Source organism: Streptomyces sp. NPDC001816 (assembly GCF_042892235.1).
Classification (GTDB): domain Bacteria; phylum Actinomycetota; class Actinomycetes; order Streptomycetales; family Streptomycetaceae; genus Streptomyces.
Genome location: NZ_JBIATY010000006.1, coordinates 605347 through 623155, shown reverse-complemented (window position 1 = coordinate 623155; position 17809 = coordinate 605347). Strand labels below are relative to the sequence as shown.

Sequence of the window (17809 nt, the reverse complement as noted above, 5' to 3'; positions counted from 1 at the left end):
CGCCGAGCGCACGCGTGCCGGGCTCGACGCGGAGGAGCACGAGGACCTGGGCGAGACCGGCGGTCGCGGTGCACGCGGTCGTGGTGGCCGCCCCGAGCGGGGCGGCCGGGGCGAGTCCCGGTCCGCCGAGCGTGAGCGCCCGGAGCGTACGCCGCGTCGCCGCCGCCGTACGCGCGCTGGGGCGGGGGCGGGGGGCGGGGGCCCCGGGGGCGTGTTGCGGGGGGGGGGACCCCCCCCCTCGGGGGCGGGGGGGGCCCCGGCCGCGGGGCGGGGGCTGGCCCCCACCGCTGTGTCGCCGTCCACTCGGAAAGCGCCGGCCGGGCAACGGGGCGGAGGCAGCGTCTCACCGGTCGAAGTGGATGAGATCTCCTACGGTCCATGCGCTGACGTCCTTGATCGCGACTCGGTACATGCCGCCCGTCTCCGGAATGCCGAGGCTGCCCTGCAGGATCCGGGCGAGATGAAAGTGCAGATGCGTGGGCGCCTCGCCGCGACCGGGCCGGTTCCCTCGCGGACCGCGCGCAAAGACGTCCGAGAAGGGGCCGAGACGGTCCGAGTCCTTCAGGACCTCCGCCACCCGCTCCCTCCACACGGCCTCCGGAGCCAGCCGGCCGGTGATGACGGCGCCGCCGACGACCACGGTCAGCGACATCTGATTGCTTCGCTCGGACTCCACCGCGGCGGAGATGGCGACGAGCAGCTCATCAGGGTTCGACATGACAGCACAGCTTATTCGGCCCACCCGTATCAGGAACCGCCCGTGGGGCTGAAGCAGTTGCGCGCTCGGCAGGAGGCGGCTTCCGCCAACCGGTGCGGCCCGGTCACGGCAGGCTTCTTCCTCCACCAGAAGGGTGAAATCTACTTTTGCATGAGTAGATTTTCGTCCCTGACGTGGGTACGCTTCTTCTCGTAGACACGGTCGAACGAGACCCGCCAGACACGAACTGGCGGGTGGCTGAATACGAAGTACGCAGGTCAGTGCGGCTCTCGAGCCTCGAAGCCAGAGTGTTCCCAGAACGGTGACGGGACTGAGAGCCGCACTGGGCGGCTCGCACGCCGAGGAGCTGCCAACAGCAGTACCGGTTCAATCAGTGGTTGGTTCAGAGAGGAACGGAGGAGCAGACGCCATCAGGATCGCCCGGCCCGAGAAGCACTCGGCCCGGGTACCGCAAGACCCCGGAATGGATGGTGGTCCCCGGTCAAGCAGCTGCGATCCCCCCGCACCCCCCTCTGCCGGGCCGGGTAGCGGAAACAGAAGGTCGGCACAGCAGTAGGGCCGACAGATGGTGTTCAATTTCCTTCGGGGCCCTGGTGCCGTACGGCACCAGGGCCCCTCGACGCGTTGCACAGCGAGGTGACATGACATCGGACAACCCCCTGAATGATCGTCTGGACGACGACGACTACCCCGCGTACACGATGGGCCGGGCTGCCGAGATGCTCGGCACCACCCCGGCTTTCCTCCGGGCCATCGGTGAGGCTCGTCTGATCACTCCGCTCCGCTCGGAGGGAGGACATCGCCGGTACTCCCGCTACCAACTGCGGATCGCCGCGCGCGCCCGCGAGCTCGTCGACAAGGGAACTCCGATCGAGGCCGCGTGCCGCATCGTCATCCTCGAGGACCAGCTCGAGGAAGCGCAGCGCATCAACGCCGAATATCGCCGTGCCGCCAGCGAATCGGCGGGCAGTGCCGGCTCCGGCTGAACACGTGGGCTCGGGCCGTATCCGGAACGCCGTCTGACGGCCGAAGGAGAACACGGCCGGAAAGTCGCCGATCCGCTGCTCCGAAACCGACGCCGCCTTCGCCTCCGGGGGCGCACCCGCCGGAAGGGCTGTGCACTCGCCAAGGGTCCCCGGGCTGGTCGACGGAGACAGCGGCGCCAAGCGCAGAGCCCGCTCACGCAAGCGCTTCGGTCGGCGTCCTTCGACGCCGTGCCCACAGCGTGCCCATAAGAGCGGACAACCAGGGTCATCAGCGGTACCAACCGGCCCGTGCAACGGCACAGGCGTCCCCCATCCCCGCAGGTCAGCCGCCATGCGACCGCCCAAGCGCCGTCGCTTCCCAAGCTGAGAGCGCGAGTTCGATTCTCGTCACCCGCTCCACGATGAAACCCCAGGTCAGCGGCCTGGGGTTTACTTGTTGTCTAGACCATATTGAGCGCAGCGCGCCCTCCGCGCGCCCTAAGTCGAGGTGAAGCGATCTCCAGAGGGGCACGCGGGCGCCAATTTCGACGCCCCACCCTCACTCGTCTCAAATAGCGAGACGCATGCAGCGACGCGTTGGCGGCGGACCTCCACCGTCTTGCTGCCGGCCAAAAACGCGGTGGCGAAGCACGGGCCATGCCCGTCGAATCAGGCTACGCACGGTGATGATGGTGTCGGCGAGGTCGAAGAATACGTCGATGACGGTGGTGCGCCGCTCGTAGCAGCGGGCGAGCCGGTAGAAGGCGTTCTGCCAGGCGTGGGTGCGTTCGCCATGCCAACACTGGCTGGCCTGGATGGGCGCCTTCTCTCCCTTGTGCGCGATGCGTCCGTGCAGGCCGCGTTCGCTGAGCAGCGCGCGGGTCTTGTCCGAGTCGTAGCCGGCGTCCAGGTGCACGGTGATGTCGTCGGGTAACGAGCCCAGGTCGTCCAGGCGGTCCAGGGTCGGGGTGAGCAACGGGAGTCGTGGCGGTTGGCACCAGACAGGACACGGCCCAGGGGAATGCCGTACCCGTCCGTCATGCCGGAGCGTTTCAGGCCCTGTTTGCCGCGATCGACCGGTGGGCGACCGGCCACCTCGCCGCCTCCGGGCGCCTTGGTGATGGAGCCGTCCACGGCGATCTGATCGAGGACGAGGCCGACGATCCGGTCGTAGGAGTCCGGTGCGATCTGCTTGAGCCGGGCGAACACGCCGAGTTGTATCCACTCGTCGCGGCAGCTGCGGATCGTGGTGGCCGAGCAGGTCGTGTCGGCGATCGCCTCGTAGGAGTGGCGTTGTTCACGAGTCGCGTCGTCAGTTGTTCACGGGTTTGGGAGGCACCCGGATCCACGGTCTGGTGATGTTCACGAGTTTTGACAGCACTGGGGTACTTACCAGGGCAGCATCGGGATGCTCCTGGTGAAAGGCTGGCTTTAACGGTTCGAGCCGGCCCCACTTTTTCGGCTTGAGGCGGCCCCATTTGAAGATCGACCGGTTGAGAGTTCCGGTGTGAAGTGGCTCCGGCTTCCGGTCCGCAGCGGCCCCGGTCAGGGCCGCTTGGACGGGGCGGGCGTCAGTTGGAGATGTCCGTCTCCAGGCGGGGTTCGCCGTGTCGCATGGCGTGACGCAGTTCGCGCAGGACGGTCCCGTAGGCGTGGATGGCGTCGGCCAGTTCCGGGGAGTCGGGGTTGGCCCCCGAGCCGACACCGCAGGACGCCGGTGCCGGAAAGCGGCGGGCCGCGTTCCGCTGCACGGTATCCCCTCGCGGGCAGCCGCAAGGGTGTTAATTTTTGGCGATTACAAGTTCTTGGCAGCCGTTCGACGGGGGAGATCGTCATGGCAGAACGACCGCAGCGCAGGGCCCGGCACGTCCACGTCGGCAGGGTGGTGCGCAGTCGGCGCCTCACCCCGCACATGCAGCGCGTGATCCTCGGCGGTGAGGGCCTGTACCGCTTCGCCGCGGGCGAGTTCACCGACCACTACGTGAAGCTGCTGTTTCCGGCGCCCGGCGCGACCTACCCCGAACCCTTCGACCTGGACCAGATCCACGCCGAGCTGCCGCGCGAGCAGTGGCCGGTGTCCCGCACGTACACTGCCCGTTCTTGGGACGCCGAAAGCCGCGAGCTGACCATCGACTTCGTGCTGCACGGGGACGAGGGCGTCGCCGGGCCCTGGGCGGTGCGGGCCCAGGAGGGCGACATCCTGCGCTTCGGCGGCCCGGGTGGCGGCTACGCCCCCGACGCCGGCGCCGACTGGCATCTGCTCGCCGGAGACGAGAGCGCCCTGCCGGCCGTCGCCGCCGCCGTCGAGGCGCTGCCCGCAGGCGCCCGCACCAAGGTCTTCCTGGAGGTGGCGGGGCCCGAGGAGGAGCAGAAGTTCGCCGGTGACGCGGAGGTCGTCTGGCTGCACCGGGGAGAGCGCCCCGTCGGCGCGGCCCTGGTCGAGGCGGTCCGCGCGCTCGACTTCCCGGACGGCCGCGTGCACGCCTTCGTGCACGGTGAGGCGGGCTTCGTGAAGGAGCTGCGCCAGCTGCTCCGGGTGGAGCGCGGCATCCCGCGGGAGCAGCTGTCCGTGTCCGGCTACTGGCGTCTTGGCCATGATGAGGAGGGCTGGCAGTCCACCAAGCGGGAGTGGAACGCCCAGGTGGAGGCAGAACAGGAGGGCGGCGCCCCGGCCGCCTGAGCCGCCAGGTCCGAGGAATGCCGGACGGCATGGAGGAATCCAGCCCGTCCGGCATTTTCGTGCCCGCGTGCCGTCGGGCATTACCACGGAGTATCGCGCCGCGACAAGAGGGGGATTGCCCCGCCGCCGACTTCGTTGACGCAATGTTCGGGGTATTGATTTGATGATCGAGCCTTGAAAGACCGACCGCGAGTTAGGGGGAACATCATGAAGTACTGCTGGTGACGCCATAGCGGAATAAATTGCGGGGCCGACTCGCCGAGTCGGCCCCGTTGCCGATTTCACTGAGGAGAAGGCGACAGAGGAGAACGCGGGATGCTGGAATACGATCCGTTGTCACCCGGACTGATAGAGAATCCGTACGACTTCTACGCGGAGCTCCGTGAGACCCAGCCGGTCTTCTGGCACGACCGCATCGAGTCCTGGGTGTTCACGCGGTACCAGGAGTGTTCGCGGATCCTCCGTGACACGACCGCGTTCGCGAGCGACTGGCGCCGGGCGGGCTACGACATGCCCGAGATGGACCACCCGAGCCTGCAGGTGCTCGATCCGCCGGAGCACGGGCCGGTGCGGCATCTCTTCATGAACGCACTGCACAGCCAGGATCTCGCCGGCGTCGAGGCCCTGGTGGCGGACGAGTCGGCCGCCATTTTCCAGAAATTCAATTCCGATGAGCCCTTCGACTTCGTGGCGGAAGTCGCCCGGCCAGTCGTCCTCCAGGCCGTCTGCCGATTCCTCGGAGTGGACACGCCGGAGACCGACTCCTTCGTCGCGTTGACCGACGCGGTGGAGCGCGGAATGGACGCCGGATTCCTTCCGGAGGCGCTCCCGCCGGCCATCGCCGCGCGTCGGGAGATCGACGCTCTGGTGGAATCGTGGGTGCTCGACGAATCGACCCCCGGAATGCTCGGTCACGCCCTGCGTGAGCGAAAAGACCTGGGCGTGCCGGAAGGCTATATCTGGAGCACCGGACGCGTGCTGTTCCTGGCCGGATTCAGTACGACCGTGTCGGCTGCCGCCAACGCCCTGCTCGCTCTCCTCGATCAACCGCCGCTGTTCGAGCGGCTGCGCCGCGACCGCGGGCTGCTCGACAGCTGCATCGACGAGCTGATCAGGTATGACAGCCCGATCCAGGGCACGAGCCGGGCCTGCGTGGAGGACCTCGACCTCGGCGGCGTGCGGATCGCCCGCGGGCAGACGGTCCTGGCCCTCATCGGCTCCGCCAACCGGGACCCCGCACAGTTCTCCGACCCGGACGCGGTGGTGCCCGACCGGCGCCCCAACCCGCACCTGGCCTTCGGCCGCGGCCCCCACGCGTGCACCGGCACCCTGCTCGCGAGGGTCGTGCTGCACGGCCTGCTCGCCAGCCTCCTGGACCTGCCCGGTACCGTGCGCCAGGCCGGGCCGGCGTACCGCGGGGCCCGTGCCACCCTGCGCTACCCGGAGCAGCTTCCGATCACCCTGAACGCGTGGAGAGACGACACCCATGAGTGAACTCGAGCCGTGGCCGCAGGCACCCGTCCTGGCCGAGCTGCCCGCGACAGCCAAGCTCACGCCGCACTTCGACACGGAAGGGCTGCTCGCCGACCTCGACGCCCTGCGGAACAGCACGTGGCTGGGGCCGCAGATCATCTCCGGTGACGGTCTTCGCCCCGGCGTGGACGTGGACTGGCGCAAGCTCCCCCTGCGCAGTGTTGGCGGCGACCCCGGCCGGTCCGACCCGGGCGGCCCCGCGCTCGACGATTTCGCCGATACCCCGCTGCTCGCCAAGGCCCCGCACATGGCCCTGCTGCTGAAGCACCTGTCGGCCCCGCTGCGCTGCGTCCGGCTCCAGTCGCTGGGCCCCGGCGCGGCCAGCCCCCTGCACAACGACACCAAGTACGGCCTGCCCTGGGGAATCGTGCGCCTGCACGTGCCGCTGATCACCACACCCGGCGCCGTGCTCACCATCGAGGACACCACCCACTGCTGGCAGCCCGGGGAGTTCTGGTACGCCGACTTCACGCGCCCGCACCTGGTGCGGAACGACGACGACGTCACCCGCGTCCACCTGGTGATCGACTGTGAACCCACGCTGGAACTGCTCCAGTTGTTCCCCGACGCGTTCCGGACGCCGAAGGTGCTCGGCCACACTCTCCTGTCGCTGCCAGAGGTGCCCGTCACGGGGGAGGAGCTGAGGGGCCACCGCTGCACCTTTGCCATCCCCGACTCGTTCACCGCCTTCGACGAACCCGACGGAGCCTTCCTCACCTCGCCGCGCACCCGGACGGCCACCGTCGACGCGCACGACGGGCGGTTGGCGCTGTTCTTCTCCGGGGAACCCGCGTTCAGCCTCGTCCACGTGGGCGCCGGAGAGTTCCGGTTCGCTGGCTGGACGGTGGAGCGGACGATCCAGTTCACCAGGGACTGCTACGACAGGCCGTACGCCACGCTCCGTACCCGAGCCGGGGACCAGGTGCGGGCCCTCACCCTGCCAGCGGAACCCGTCGGTGAGCCGATATGACGGCCGAGACCGCCGTGCGGCGCAGCCTGCTGAGAGACCGGCAGTTCATGCTGCTGTTCGGCGCCGAGTCGATCAGCGTCGCCGGCTCGCAGATCGGGGTCGTCGCGCTGCCCCTCGTCGCCATCCTGACGATGCAGGCGAGCGCCTTCGAGGTCGGTCTGCTGAGCGCCGCGCAGACCGCGGCGTTCGTGCTGATCGGCCTGCCCGCGGGTGTGTGGGTGGACCGGATGCGCCGCAGGCCCGTGCTGATCGCGGCCGATCTCGTACGGGCGGTGCTCCTGCTCTCCGTCCCCGTCGCCGCCTGGCTCGACGTGCTCACCCTCGTGCAGCTCTACGCCGTGGCGCTCGGTGCCGGTATCGCCACCGTGTTCTTCGAGATCGCCAGCCAGAGCTACCTGCCCGCTCTGATCGGCCGCGACCGACTGGTCGACGCCAACGGCAAGTTGGAGACCAGCCGGTCCGGCGCCCAGGTGGTGGGGCCGAGCATCGGCGGCTGGCTGGTCGCCCTGCTCACGGCACCCGTCGCGGTTATCGCCAACGCGATCGGCTTCCTGGGCTCCGCGCTCCTGCTGAACCGGATCCGCGCACAGGAGCCGGTGTCTTCCACCGCCGACCGGCCGAGCCTGGTGCAGGGCATCCGCGCGGGGCTGCGGCTGGTGTTCGCCGACCGCATTCTGCGTGTGATCGCGTTCCGCTCGGCCCTGGCGAACCTGGCGTTCTCGGCGCTCCTCGCCGTCCAGGCGCTCTTCCTCGTCCAGGACATCGGGCTGTCACCCGGGGCCTACGGAGCCCTGCTGGCCGCGGGCGCCGTCGGCGGCCTCTGCGGTGGAGCCTTGGTCGGACCGCTGTCGAAGCGGGTCGGCTCGGCCCGGATCATCTGGCTCGGCCCCCTGCTTTTCCAGCCGTTCGCGCTGCTGATACCGCTGACCACCGCAGGTGCCGGAGTCCTCTTCTTCCTCGTGGGCTCCTTCCTGGTCTCGGTCGGGGTGGTGGTCTACAACGTCAGCCAGATCAGCTTCCGCCAGGCCACCACAGCACCGGACATGCTGGGCCGGATGAACGCCACCATGCGCTTCCTCGTCTGGGGCGCCATGCCGCTCGGCGGAGTGCTCGGCGGCGCCATAGGCGAGGTGTTCGGCGTGCGGGCGGCGGTGTGGGCCGGTGCCGTGGGGCTCGTGCTCTCCGCCCTTCCCCTGCTCTTCTCCCCGCTGGTCCGGATGCGCGAGCTGCCCGGCCACGACGCGGCGGACGGCACGACATGACACAGGTAGACGAGTCACGCACGCGGGAGCCCGAAGTGGACGCCGACCAGGAGCCCCGGCCGCAGTTCCCGATGCCCCGCCGCTGCCCCCACGCACCTCCGCCAGAGTACGCGGAACTGCGGGACCAGGCCCCCCTCGTACAGGCGACGTTCCGCGACCGGCCCGTTTGGCTGGTGACCCGGCACGCCGAGGCGCAGCAGCTGCTCACCCATCCGGCGATGAGCTCCTCGCCGCAGCGGCCGGGACACCCGTTCGCAGACGCCGCCGGGTCGCCGCGGGGCACGCTCCCCGGCGACTTCATCGACATGGACCCGCCGGAGCACGACCGCTACCGGCGCATGCTGGCCTCCGAGTTCGGCATGCGGCGGGTCCGCGCCATGCGCCCCGCCATCCACTCCGTCGTGGACGAGGTCCTGGACGAGCTTTCGGACCGTCACGAGGCTGATCTCGTCGCGGACTTCGGGATGCCCGTCGCCACACAGGTGATGTGCCGCCTCCTGGGCGTCCCCTACGAGGACCGGGACTTCTTCCAGGAACGCACCCACACCATGACGAAGGGCCTCACCCACCCCGAGGAGGCCGAGGCCGCGTTCAAGGACATCCGGGGATACGTGGACGAGCTGGCGCACCGGGCCGAGCGGGACCCCGGCGACCATCTGCTCGGCCGCCTCGTCCGGGAACGGCACAGGTCCGGCGGACTGACCCATGAGGAATTGGCCGGCATGGCCTTCCTGCTGCTGGTGTCCGGCCACCAGACCACGGCCAACATGATCCCGCTCGGCGTGTACACCCTGCTCCACAACCCGGAACAGCTCGCCGCTCTGCGCGCCGATCCCGCACTGTGGCCGTCGGCGGTCGAAGAGCTGCTCCGCTACCACTCGATCGTCGACTGGGTGGCGCTCGCCCGGGTCACGACCGAGGACATCCGCGTGGGCAAGCAGACCGTACGCGCCGGTGAGGGCGTCTTCGTCCTGGGCGCCTCCGCCAACCACGACGAGCGGGCGTTCGCCGACCCGGCCGTGCTCGACGTCCGCCGCGGCCGCCGCAACCATCTGGCCTTCGGCTACGGCGTCCACCAGTGCCTAGGACACAACCTGGCCCGGGCCGAGCTGGAGATCGCGTACCGGCGGCTCTTCGAACGCCTTCCGGACCTGAGGGTCCTAGGCGACCCCGAAGACCTTCCCTTCCGCTACGAGGAGCGCACGTTCGGTCTCCACCGGTTCCCCGTCACCTGGTGCTGACGCCGCAGCACGGCCACCCGCCCTGGTTCAAGGAGTGCGATGATCCACAGCGCCGCCGAGATCCCGACGACCTCGGTCAGCGTCCTCGACGAGCACGGCGGCGGCCTTCGCCGGGCCCTGGCCGCCGTCGCTTCCGGCCGCCCGCCGACGGCCGACTTCGCGCCGACGTTCGCCCTGCCCGAACCGTCCGAGCGGCTCGGCGCGTTCTTCGCCGCCACCGACTTCCGCTTCGCCGGACTCGGCACCGTCGGCGCCGTCCGGCTGCATCTGCTCGACCTCATGGGCAACCCCGGTACCCGCACGGTCAAGAGCCTCGCCTCGCATGTCATCGTGGCCCGCGCCGTCGCGCACACTGACCGCACCGGGGAAGCGGTGATGATCCTGACGCCGTCGTCCGCCAACAAGGCGACGGCGTTGCGCGACGCAGTGCTGCGGGCCTACCACACCGGCCTCACGGACCCGGAACGCCTGCGTATCGTCACCGTGGTCCCGGACGCGGCACGCCCGAAACTGTGGTGGTCCGAACTGGCCGGCGATCCGGAGCTCGCCGCCCGCAACCCCATGTGCGTACTGGACCGGGAACACCCCGACCACGTGAAGACCGTCGTCCTGCAGGCACTGAAGGAGTCCGCACCGGAGCTGTTCGCGCGGTACGGCTTCCGCCTCTGGCACACCCTGGACCTGGACAACTACCGTTCGGCGGACGCCGTCCGGGCCTTCGCCGAAGACGCGGTGCTGCCCGCGGACCCCGGGGCGGTACGCGTCCACGCGCACGCCGTATCCAGTGCCTTCGGGCTACTCGGCCATCACTTCGGCACCACGCTGTCGCCCGCGCGGGCCCTGCCCCCGCAGTACTTCCTCGTCCAGCATCTGGCCACGCCCGACATGGTGCGGAGCCTGTACGGCACCCCGGTGCCCGCCTACCGGTTCGACCCGGACACGGGCCTCCACCACCAGGACGCGGACCCGCACTATCCCCGTACGACCTTCAGCACGGGGGAGGACCTGGAGAGCACCTTCTACACGCGGGCCCCCGCCACCTCCGCGGCGATGAACGAGCTCATCCGCGGCAACGGCGGAGGCGGCGTGGTCGTCTCGCTGCACGAATGCCTCGGCCGCTACGGCGAGATCCGCGCCCTGCTCGCCCGGGCCGGCACCACGCTGCCCGCCGACCCGCGCAGCCTGCGCGAATGGTCCTTGGTCATGGTGATGACGGGGGTCATGAACGGCATCGACCGCGGTCTCCTGCAGGCGGACGAGGTCGTCGTCCACGGCTCCGGCTCCTACGGCGCCGACGACTTCGTCCCGCTCTCCGGAGCGGAGGTGCGGGACGTCGCAGGTGTGGCCGACGTGCGCAAGGCTCTCCTCGACGCCGCGGCCGCCGGCTGTGGTGCGGCGGCATGAAGGCCCTGCCCCGCGCCGCGACCGCGGTGCGCTTCCGATGGAACGCGGGCACCGGACCCTGGGCCGCCGCCCGCGGCTGCTGGGCGAGCGCTCTCGGCCGACGGTTCCCACACACCGTGACGAGGTCGGCCGGTGACCGGCTCACCCTGGCATACCAGGGCTTCCCCGAGGGGCTCACCTATGTGCTGCCGTATCTCCGGGCGCAGCTGCCGGTCCCGTCCGACGAGCGGGCGAGCGGCCCCCTCCGACCGGAGTCGGCCGACGTCTCGCCGCTCACCTGGCGTGAGATCCGCCGCGGCGCGGGTGCTGCGGACGCCGACCTCCTGGTCGTGGGCTGTTCCAGCCGCCGTGCCCGCATGCTGCCCCGTGACCGTTCGCTGATCCTCCCGTTCCGCGTCCACGCGCTGATCGACGTCGTGGGCGATCCGGCGACGATGCTCTCATCGGTGTCCCCCAACGAACGGAGGCAGTTCGCGCAGCTGCGCCGTCGGCACGAGTGGACGTACGAGACGACGGACGGCGTCGACGACCTGCGGTTCTTCTATGAGCGCATGCACCTGCCGACGATGGAGATCCGACACGGGGAGGAGACGCGCAGCGCCGACTGGGCGACCACCCGGGACGCTCTCTTCCGGCACGGCATGCTGCTGTTCGTCAACGAGGGCGGGAAACGGGTGGCCGGGGTGGTCTGCCGGTTCGAGGAGCGGGGCCGTGCGCTCCGGATGCGGCTCTTCGGCGTGCTGGATGGCGACGAGACGCACTACCGCAGCGGGGCCGCCAAGGCGGTCTACTACCTGACCGTGGAGTGGGCCGCCCGCCACGGTGTGCGGTGCGTCGACCTCGCCGGCGGCGACCCCTTCCCGGGCAAGGGTGTCTTCCAGTTCAAGCGCCGCCTGCACCCGACGATCATCCACCCCCAGGACCACTACCGCGACCGCCGCGTGTACGTGCGTGCGGTCCGGGACACCCCTGCGGTGCGCGACTTCCTCGTCGCCACACCGATGCTGAGCGTCGACCAGGCTGGCCGGATCGTGGCCGTCTACTTCCACGACTCGACCCGCCCGGCCAGGTTCGGCATCCGCGCCGCCACGTCGGGAGTGCACGGCTCACGCACCGTCGACCTCGACGAGTTCCTCGCCACGGCCCGGAGCACAGGATGATCCGGCCACGGCCGCGACCCGAGTGGACGACCCTCGCATGGTGGCGCCACCCGGTCGGTCCGATCCACGCGGCCGCGCTCGTGCTCTCGCTGGGCCGCGGCGCCTGGTTCACCTGCTGGGCCATGTTCTTCATCAAGTCCGTCGGCCTGACCAACGCCCAGTTCGGCGTGGGCATCACGCTGGCCGGCGTGGCGGGACTGGCGCTCGGCGCACCGCTCGGCTACCTCGCCGACCGCGTCGGGACCCGCGAGACGCTGATCGTGCTCACCCTGGTGCAGGGCCTCGCGATCCTCTCGTACGCGGTGGTACGCGACTTCTGGGCGATCGTGGCGGTCACCTGCGTGATGATCGCCGCCGAGCGGTCGACGCCCGCGATCCGGGTCGCGGTCATCTCCGGACTCACCCCGCCGGGGGACGAGCGTCTGAACACCATCTCCACGGCCCGGGTGATGACCCAGGGCGGCATCGTGGTCGGCGCCCTGCTCGGTGGACTCGTGCTGTCCGCCGACAGCCGCCTCGGCTATCTGAGTCTGATCGTCCTGTACGGCGTGGCCAATCTGCTCGCCGCGGCACTGCTCCTGCGTGTCCCGCACGTGCGCTCGCTGGCCGACCGCAAGGTCAGCCGCGGGGTGCTCGTGCTGCGCGACCGGCCGTTCCTGGCCGCCACTCTGCTCAACGGCCTGCTGGCCCTGAACTGGGGCATGCTCGACTCCGGCGTACCCCTGTGGATCACGGCGCACACCGGGGCCCCTCTGTGGGTGATGGGCCTGCTGATGGGGTTCAACGCCGTGGTGATCGTCCTCTTCCAGAACCGGGTGAGCCGGGCCGGCGCGACCGTCGCGGGGGCCGGGAGGCTCGGCCTGTGGTCCGGGCTGCTCCTCGCGGTGTCGTGCGGGGTCTTCGCCGCCACGTATCACGGCTCCGGGACGTATGTGCTGGTGGTGCTGTTCCTGGCCGCGGTCGTGCATGTGGTCGGCGAGCTGTTCTTCGTCGGCAGCGGGTTCGGATTGTCCGTGGGGCTCGCTCCGCAGGATGCCCACGGCGAGTACCAGGGCATGTTCAACACCGGCCAGGCGGCCGCGATGATGCTCGCGCCCGGGGCGATGACCGTACTGCTCGTCAAGGGCGGCCAGCTCGGCTGGCTGGTGCTCGCGTTGGTCTACGTCGTCGCGGGCCTGGGCACGGTGGCGACCGCGCGATGGGCGCTGCACGAGCGAGGAATCGGTGGTGTCACCAGCGACCTGGAGAAGGTATGACGGCTCTCGGCGTCCTCGTCCTTCCGGAACACATGGGCAGGTCCGCCGTGCGCGTCTGGCGCGAAGCCGAGCAGCTCGGATTCGCCCACGCGTGGACGCTCGACCATCTGTCCTGGCGGCTCCCGGCGGACGCACCGTGGTATGACGCGATGACCACGCTGGCGGTTGCCGCCTGCCACACCACGACCATGACGCTCGGCACGCTCGTGACGACCCCCAACTTCCGCCATCCCGTCCTCGTGGCCAAGCAAGCCATGGCGCTGGACCGCATGAGCGACGGGCGGTTCGTGCTCGGTGTGGGGGCCGGGGCGCCCGGGCCGGACGCCGCCGCGCTCGGTGATGCCGCACTGTCACCCGCACAACGCGGGCACCGTTACGAGGAGTTCGTCACCCTCGTCGATCTGCTGCTGCGCCAGGAGACGTCTACGTTCCGCGGCCGGTTCTACCGGTCCGAGGACGTGCGGATGGCGCCGGGCTGCGTCCGCCAGCCCCGTCTCCCGCTGGCCCTGGCCGCGACCGGACCGCGGGGGATGCGCCTCGCGGCGCGCGTCGCGGACCTGTGGGTGACCATCGGTGACACGAGGCGCCCCGGAACGCAGCCGGAGGACGAGGCGTTCACGACGCTGCGGCGCCAGATCCGTCGCCTGCGGGAGGCTGCCGAGGACCTCGGCCGTGCGGCGGGCGGAGAGACCGGCGCGGTTTCCGGGCCGCCGCGCCGAGTGGTCAACCTGAGCCGGATCGTGCCCGATCCGTACGCCTCGGCCGAGCGGCTGGCCGACCTCGTCGGGCGATGTGCGGAACTCGGCTTCACCGACGTCGTCCTGGCCCGACCGCGTGCCGACGGCGTCTTCGCGGGAGATCTCGCCGCCTTCGAGCGAGCCGTCCTGCACGTGGGCCGTCACCTGAGCCCTATCGAACAGTGAGGAGACCCGGATGTGCGGTTTCGTGGGATGGCTGGACTTCGCCGGACACCGGCGCGACGCGTTCGACGCCCAGCGCGTGCTCGATGCCATGACCGACACCATGGCCGACCGCGGCCCCGACTCCCGCGGCACCTGGCTGGGCCCGTACGCGGCCCTGGGGCACCGCCGGCTCGCGGTGATCGACGTCGCGGGCGGCGCGCAGCCGATGGCCGGCCCGGCCGGGCCCGGCGGGCCGCCCGTGGTCCTGGTCTACGCGGGGGAGATCTACAACTTCCGTGAGCTGCGCTTCCAGCTCTCCGGTCTCGGCCACGCGTTCACGACCCGGTCCGACACCGAGGTGCTGCTGCGCGCCTATCAGGAATGGGGGGCCGGCTGCGTCGAGCGGCTGAACGGCATGTTCGCGTTCGCTGTGTGGGACGCGGCGCGGGAGGAGCTGGTGCTCGCCAGGGACCGGCTGGGTGTCAAGCCGCTCTACTTCGCCCCCCGTCCCCACGGAGTGCTGTTCGCCTCCGAGCCGAAGGGTGTGCTGGCCCATCCCGACTTCGCGGCGACCCTCTCCGTCGAGGCGCTGCCGATCCTGTTCAATCCGCGACTGGCGCTGCCGGGCGAGACCCCGTTGCGCGGCCTGCACGAGGTCAAGCCCGGACACGTCGTACGCGTCGACCGGCGTGGCTGTCACGCGTACCCGTACTGGCGTCTCGTGAGCCGGGAGCACCCCCATGGCCTCGGCGCCACGGTGGGGCACGTGCGCGAGTTACTGGAGGATGTCGTCGAGCGGCAGCTGGTCGCCGACGTGCCCCGGGCGGCCATGCTCTCCGGCGGACTCGACTCCAGCGCCCTGGCGGCACTGGCCGCACGCGGTCTGGACCGGACCGGCGAGGGGACGCTCGCCACCTACTCCGTCCGGTTCGCGGGAGAGGAGGAGGACTTCCGGCCGACGCTGCTGCGGCCCGAGCGCGATGCCCCGTACGCGGCCCTCGCGGCGGCGCACATCGGTGCCGAGCACCACGAAGTCGTCCTGGAGGCCGCCCAGTTGGAATCGGCTCTGCTGCCCACGCGCAGGGCGCGGGACCTACCGGGGCTCGGGCCGTTCGACACCTCGATGTACACGATGTTCGCGGCGATGCGCGAACATTCCACGGTCGCCCTCTCAGGAGAAGCGGCCGACGAGGTCTTCGGCGGCTATCCCTGGTTCCACGACACGGGCACAGTGTGGCGCGACACTTTTCCGTGGCTGGGTGACGCCCCACGCCTTTCGGACTGCCTGACTCCCGCGATACGCAAGGAAATCCGGCCCGCCGAACTGGAGGCCGATCGCTACGCCACGCTGCGCGCCGCGGTTCCCCGGCTGGCGGGAGAGGACGGCCTCGAGGCGCGTATGCGGGAAGTGCTCTTCCTCAGTCTGCAGGGGCCGCTCGCGATGCTCCTCGACCGCAAGGACCGCATGAGCATGGCGGTGGGGCTCGAGGTCCGGGTGCCTTTCTGCGACCATCGGCTCGTCGAGTACGTGTGGAACACGCCCTGGGCGATGAAGACCGCCGACGGCCGGGAGAAGAGTCTGCTGCGGATGGCGGCGGCGGATCTGCTGCCGGAGGCGGTGCTGTCCCGCCCCAAGTCCGCCTACCCGGCGGTGCACGGCCGGGCATGGGAGGCCCGCACGCGCGCAGCGGTGACGGCGCTGCTGGACGATCCCTCGTCGCCGCTCACCGAACTCCTCGACCGAGGCAGGGTGTTGGAGATGACTGGGCACGGGGGCCGCACCATGACGCACGCGGGCACCGGGCATCTGCTGATTCCACTGCTTGAGACGGACGCCTGGATGCGGGAGCACCGCCTCCGGCTGTCCTGAACCCGGACAGACAGCGAGGTCGCCCCGTGGCAGTCCACGGGGCGGCCTCGCTGCCCGGGGGATCATCCCAGGACGCGCTGGACCTCGCCCCAGGCGTCCTCGCTGAGGGTCGCACGCATACGGGTGAAGAGTTCGAGGAACTCTGGCCCGTACTTCGCGTGGAACACCGGGTTGTGGCTGGCGATATCGCATTCGTTCGCCACGCTGATTTCCATCAGGTCCCGGATTTCCTGCTCGGTCAGTGTCCGCAGCTCACCGGTGAACCGGTCGCGCCAGTGGTCCTTCTCGTCGGTCAGGTGCGGGTAGGTGTACTTACGGTCCATCGCGCCGTAGAGGTACACGAGCCCTTCGGCGGCTTCGCCGATGACCTTCGCGACTCGGGGCCGCTCGGACAAGTCGAGCATGGAATACATGGGATCGGGGGAACCGTCCGGAGCGAAGAGCGCGTGCGTCAGACCCGCTTCACGGACGTCTTCTCGGGCGCCCCATTCCGCGAGTTTTCCTTCAACCCGCAGCAGATGGGAAAGAAGGGTTCCCCCAGGATGCTTGATGTCCCCGGCTCCGACGCTTTCGAGAAGTTCGACCGAAGCTTTGCTCATTTCCCCTCCAAGGAGACTCCCCCAGTTCGCCGGCGCCTGGTACGGGTGTTTCTGCCGGCCTGGCATGCCGGGAACGTTAACCCGCGGCCGTCCAGCCGCGCGATACGGGAAAACCCCCCAGGGATGGGGGGTTGACAGGCCGGGTGGCGACTGGTTAGTCGTCGAGTGGAGCGGCCATTGGGTTGAAGGGGGAACTTGCGTCTGCAAGGATGCCGAGATGCGCGGCCAGCTACTCCGTCACGGTCGCGGAACGGGGGAGATGGAGTGTCTTTGGTGATGCAATGGCCATGTCCATCGACGGAGGTGGCCCGCATTGTTCAGGTTAAGTACAAACGTAAACTAAAACCGTTTCCGGTGCTAGTCCGGGACCGGCTCCAGGTCGTACTTTCAGCCGACGAACTGGCGCTGCTCGGCATGCAGGCGTCACAGCGGTGGACCCTCGGCTCGCTGGCTTTGATATCGATATTCCAAGTGAGGGAAAGCCTGACCGACCCGCAAGCGGCAGTCGCCGTCGCGGACCGGTTGTCGTGGACCTACGCCTTGGGGCGACGCTGGGACGATCCCGACCTGGATCCCGGGCTGCTGCTGGACTTCCGGTCACGCGCAGCCGTGCGCGGGTCGGGGCAGCGCGCCTTGGCGACGATCCTGCTCAAGTTGAACGAGCAGGGTCTGGCGGTCGGCCGGTCCGGGCAGATGTCCTCTCCGCAGCGGACGCTCGCCGCACTACGGGACATAAACAGCCCGGCTGCCTTCCGCAGGGCTCCGGCCGCTGTGCCGCGGGATGCTCGTGAGCGGATGCTTCCCCAGGTGGGGGAAGGGGATCGATGTACCACCCCTCGGCCCGAGTCGGCGCAGCAGCCCGTCGCCCGGCAGCCCGTTGTGCCGATGGCCGAGCACACGCCATTCACCCTGCTCACCGTCCGCGAACGGCAGATCGCCGAACTGGTGAACGCGGGGCGTACCAACCAGCAGATCGCCCGTTGCCTGTGCCTCAGCCCCAAGACGATCGAGTCCCACCTGGCCAGGATGTTCAACAAGCTCGGGGTCTGTTCCCGAGCCCAGGTCGCCGCGCTGGTCAGCAGCCTCGACCGCAGTGCGGAACTCGGAGAGGTCGGCCGGTAGCGGGTCTCGGACGGAAGAGGCCGTCGGCCGGGGTGCTGGCGCCGGAGCATCAGCAGGTCATGGGCCTGTCGGCCGAGCGCCGCACCACCGACGGAGAAATGCTGAACTCACGTGGGATAACTGCCTT

At 69.9% G+C, this 17809-nt stretch carries 15 protein-coding genes and 1 pseudogene; 12 read left to right on the top strand and 4 right to left on the bottom strand.

The annotated features are described in order from the left end of the window. Positions 1 to 343 precede the first annotated feature (343 nt). Entirely contained in the window at positions 344 to 718 is a 375-nt protein-coding gene (locus ACFYZZ_RS24735; protein ID WP_031172494.1) for a hypothetical protein, read from the bottom strand. A gap of 641 nt (positions 719 to 1359) precedes the next feature. Between ACFYZZ_RS24735 and ACFYZZ_RS24730 the strand changes: the two genes are divergently transcribed. Continuing rightward, on the top strand, positions 1360 to 1704 hold the full coding sequence (locus tag ACFYZZ_RS24730; protein WP_389179731.1) for a helix-turn-helix domain-containing protein: 345 nt from the start codon (positions 1360 to 1362) through the stop codon (positions 1702 to 1704). A gap of 547 nt (positions 1705 to 2251) precedes the next feature. Here the strand turns inward: ACFYZZ_RS24730 and ACFYZZ_RS24725 are convergent. Beyond that, positions 2252 to 2970, bottom strand: a pseudogene (locus ACFYZZ_RS24725) (transposase); the annotation flags it as partial. A 284-nt stretch (positions 2971 to 3254) separates the two neighbouring features. Then, positions 3255 to 3434 (bottom strand): hypothetical protein, encoded by a 180-nt coding sequence (locus tag ACFYZZ_RS24720; protein ID WP_389179728.1) that lies wholly within the window; start codon positions 3432 to 3434, stop codon positions 3255 to 3257. Positions 3435 to 3517: 83 nt separating this feature from the next. Between ACFYZZ_RS24720 and ACFYZZ_RS24715 the strand changes: the two genes are divergently transcribed. The 10 genes from ACFYZZ_RS24715 (at position 3518) to asnB (ending at position 15961) form a co-directional block, all read left to right on the top strand. After that, the gene (locus tag ACFYZZ_RS24715) at positions 3518 to 4363 is read left to right on the top strand and encodes a siderophore-interacting protein (RefSeq protein ID WP_389179725.1); all 846 of its coding nucleotides are present in this window, start codon (positions 3518 to 3520) and stop codon (positions 4361 to 4363) included. A 315-nt stretch (positions 4364 to 4678) separates the two neighbouring features. Continuing rightward, positions 4679 to 5857 carry a cytochrome P450 gene (locus ACFYZZ_RS24710; RefSeq protein ID WP_389179722.1) on the top strand — a complete coding sequence of 393 codons (1179 nt, stop codon included), beginning with the start codon at positions 4679 to 4681 and terminating at the stop codon, positions 5855 to 5857. Next, positions 5850 to 6866 (top strand): aspartyl/asparaginyl beta-hydroxylase domain-containing protein, encoded by a 1017-nt coding sequence (locus tag ACFYZZ_RS24705; RefSeq protein WP_389179719.1) that lies wholly within the window; start codon positions 5850 to 5852, stop codon positions 6864 to 6866. Before ACFYZZ_RS24710 ends, ACFYZZ_RS24705 begins: the two co-directional genes overlap by 8 nt. After that, positions 6863 to 8128 carry an MFS transporter gene (locus tag ACFYZZ_RS24700; RefSeq protein ID WP_389179716.1) on the top strand — a complete coding sequence of 422 codons (1266 nt, stop codon included), beginning with the start codon at positions 6863 to 6865 and terminating at the stop codon, positions 8126 to 8128. The genes ACFYZZ_RS24705 and ACFYZZ_RS24700 overlap by 4 nt, the downstream gene beginning before the upstream one ends. Beyond that, a complete protein-coding gene (locus ACFYZZ_RS24695) occupies positions 8125 to 9369 on the top strand; it encodes a cytochrome P450 (protein WP_389179714.1) in 1245 nt (414 codons plus the stop codon). Before ACFYZZ_RS24700 ends, ACFYZZ_RS24695 begins: the two co-directional genes overlap by 4 nt. Before the next feature lie 39 nt (positions 9370 to 9408). Next, a complete protein-coding gene (locus ACFYZZ_RS24690; protein WP_389179711.1) occupies positions 9409 to 10773 on the top strand; it encodes a DUF6002 family protein in 1365 nt (454 codons plus the stop codon). Beyond that, complete coding sequence (locus ACFYZZ_RS24685) at positions 10770 to 11933, top strand: GNAT family N-acetyltransferase (RefSeq protein WP_389179708.1); 1164 nt, start codon at positions 10770 to 10772, stop codon at positions 11931 to 11933. Before ACFYZZ_RS24690 ends, ACFYZZ_RS24685 begins: the two co-directional genes overlap by 4 nt. After that, on the top strand, positions 11930 to 13189 hold the full coding sequence (locus ACFYZZ_RS24680; protein WP_389179705.1) for an MFS transporter: 1260 nt from the start codon (positions 11930 to 11932) through the stop codon (positions 13187 to 13189). The genes ACFYZZ_RS24685 and ACFYZZ_RS24680 overlap by 4 nt, the downstream gene beginning before the upstream one ends. Continuing rightward, positions 13186 to 14112: an LLM class flavin-dependent oxidoreductase gene (locus ACFYZZ_RS24675; protein WP_389179702.1), complete on the top strand. Its 927-nt coding sequence runs from the start codon at positions 13186 to 13188 to the stop codon at positions 14110 to 14112. The genes ACFYZZ_RS24680 and ACFYZZ_RS24675 overlap by 4 nt, the downstream gene beginning before the upstream one ends. Positions 14113 to 14122: 10 nt before the next feature. Beyond that, entirely contained in the window at positions 14123 to 15961 is a 1839-nt protein-coding gene (gene asnB / locus ACFYZZ_RS24670; RefSeq protein WP_389179699.1) for an asparagine synthase (glutamine-hydrolyzing), read from the top strand. Positions 15962 to 16023: 62 nt separating this feature from the next. Here the strand turns inward: asnB and ACFYZZ_RS24665 are convergent, their stop codons facing one another. Next, on the bottom strand, positions 16024 to 16560 hold the full coding sequence (locus tag ACFYZZ_RS24665) for a DUF6817 domain-containing protein (RefSeq protein ID WP_389179696.1): 537 nt from the start codon (positions 16558 to 16560) through the stop codon (positions 16024 to 16026). 264 nt (positions 16561 to 16824) lie between these two features. On the opposite strand from ACFYZZ_RS24665, the gene ACFYZZ_RS24660 reads away from it, so the two are divergent. Continuing rightward, positions 16825 to 17682 (top strand): response regulator transcription factor, encoded by an 858-nt coding sequence (locus ACFYZZ_RS24660; RefSeq protein ID WP_389179694.1) that lies wholly within the window; start codon positions 16825 to 16827, stop codon positions 17680 to 17682. Positions 17683 to 17809: the final 127 nt, after the last annotated feature.

What these genes read in the sequence shown, in the direction of transcription:
- ACFYZZ_RS24735 (WP_031172494.1), bottom strand. Translation starts at nt 718, where the DNA reads ATGTCGAACCCTGATGAGCTGCTCGTCGCCATCTCCGCCGCGGTGGAG.
- ACFYZZ_RS24730 (WP_389179731.1), top strand. Translation starts at nt 1,360, where the DNA reads ATGACATCGGACAACCCCCTGAATGATCGTCTGGACGACGACGACTAC.
- ACFYZZ_RS24715 (WP_389179725.1), top strand. Translation starts at nt 3,518, where the DNA reads ATGGCAGAACGACCGCAGCGCAGGGCCCGGCACGTCCACGTCGGCAGG.
- ACFYZZ_RS24710 (WP_389179722.1), top strand. Translation starts at nt 4,679, where the DNA reads ATGCTGGAATACGATCCGTTGTCACCCGGACTGATAGAGAATCCGTAC.
- ACFYZZ_RS24705 (WP_389179719.1), top strand. Translation starts at nt 5,850, where the DNA reads ATGAGTGAACTCGAGCCGTGGCCGCAGGCACCCGTCCTGGCCGAGCTG.
- ACFYZZ_RS24700 (WP_389179716.1), top strand. Translation starts at nt 6,863, where the DNA reads ATGACGGCCGAGACCGCCGTGCGGCGCAGCCTGCTGAGAGACCGGCAG.
- ACFYZZ_RS24695 (WP_389179714.1), top strand. Translation starts at nt 8,125, where the DNA reads ATGACACAGGTAGACGAGTCACGCACGCGGGAGCCCGAAGTGGACGCC.
- ACFYZZ_RS24690 (WP_389179711.1), top strand. Translation starts at nt 9,409, where the DNA reads ATGATCCACAGCGCCGCCGAGATCCCGACGACCTCGGTCAGCGTCCTC.
- ACFYZZ_RS24685 (WP_389179708.1), top strand. Translation starts at nt 10,770, where the DNA reads ATGAAGGCCCTGCCCCGCGCCGCGACCGCGGTGCGCTTCCGATGGAAC.
- ACFYZZ_RS24680 (WP_389179705.1), top strand. Translation starts at nt 11,930, where the DNA reads ATGATCCGGCCACGGCCGCGACCCGAGTGGACGACCCTCGCATGGTGG.
- ACFYZZ_RS24675 (WP_389179702.1), top strand. Translation starts at nt 13,186, where the DNA reads ATGACGGCTCTCGGCGTCCTCGTCCTTCCGGAACACATGGGCAGGTCC.
- asnB (WP_389179699.1), top strand. Translation starts at nt 14,123, where the DNA reads ATGTGCGGTTTCGTGGGATGGCTGGACTTCGCCGGACACCGGCGCGAC.
- ACFYZZ_RS24665 (WP_389179696.1), bottom strand. Translation starts at nt 16,560, where the DNA reads ATGAGCAAAGCTTCGGTCGAACTTCTCGAAAGCGTCGGAGCCGGGGAC.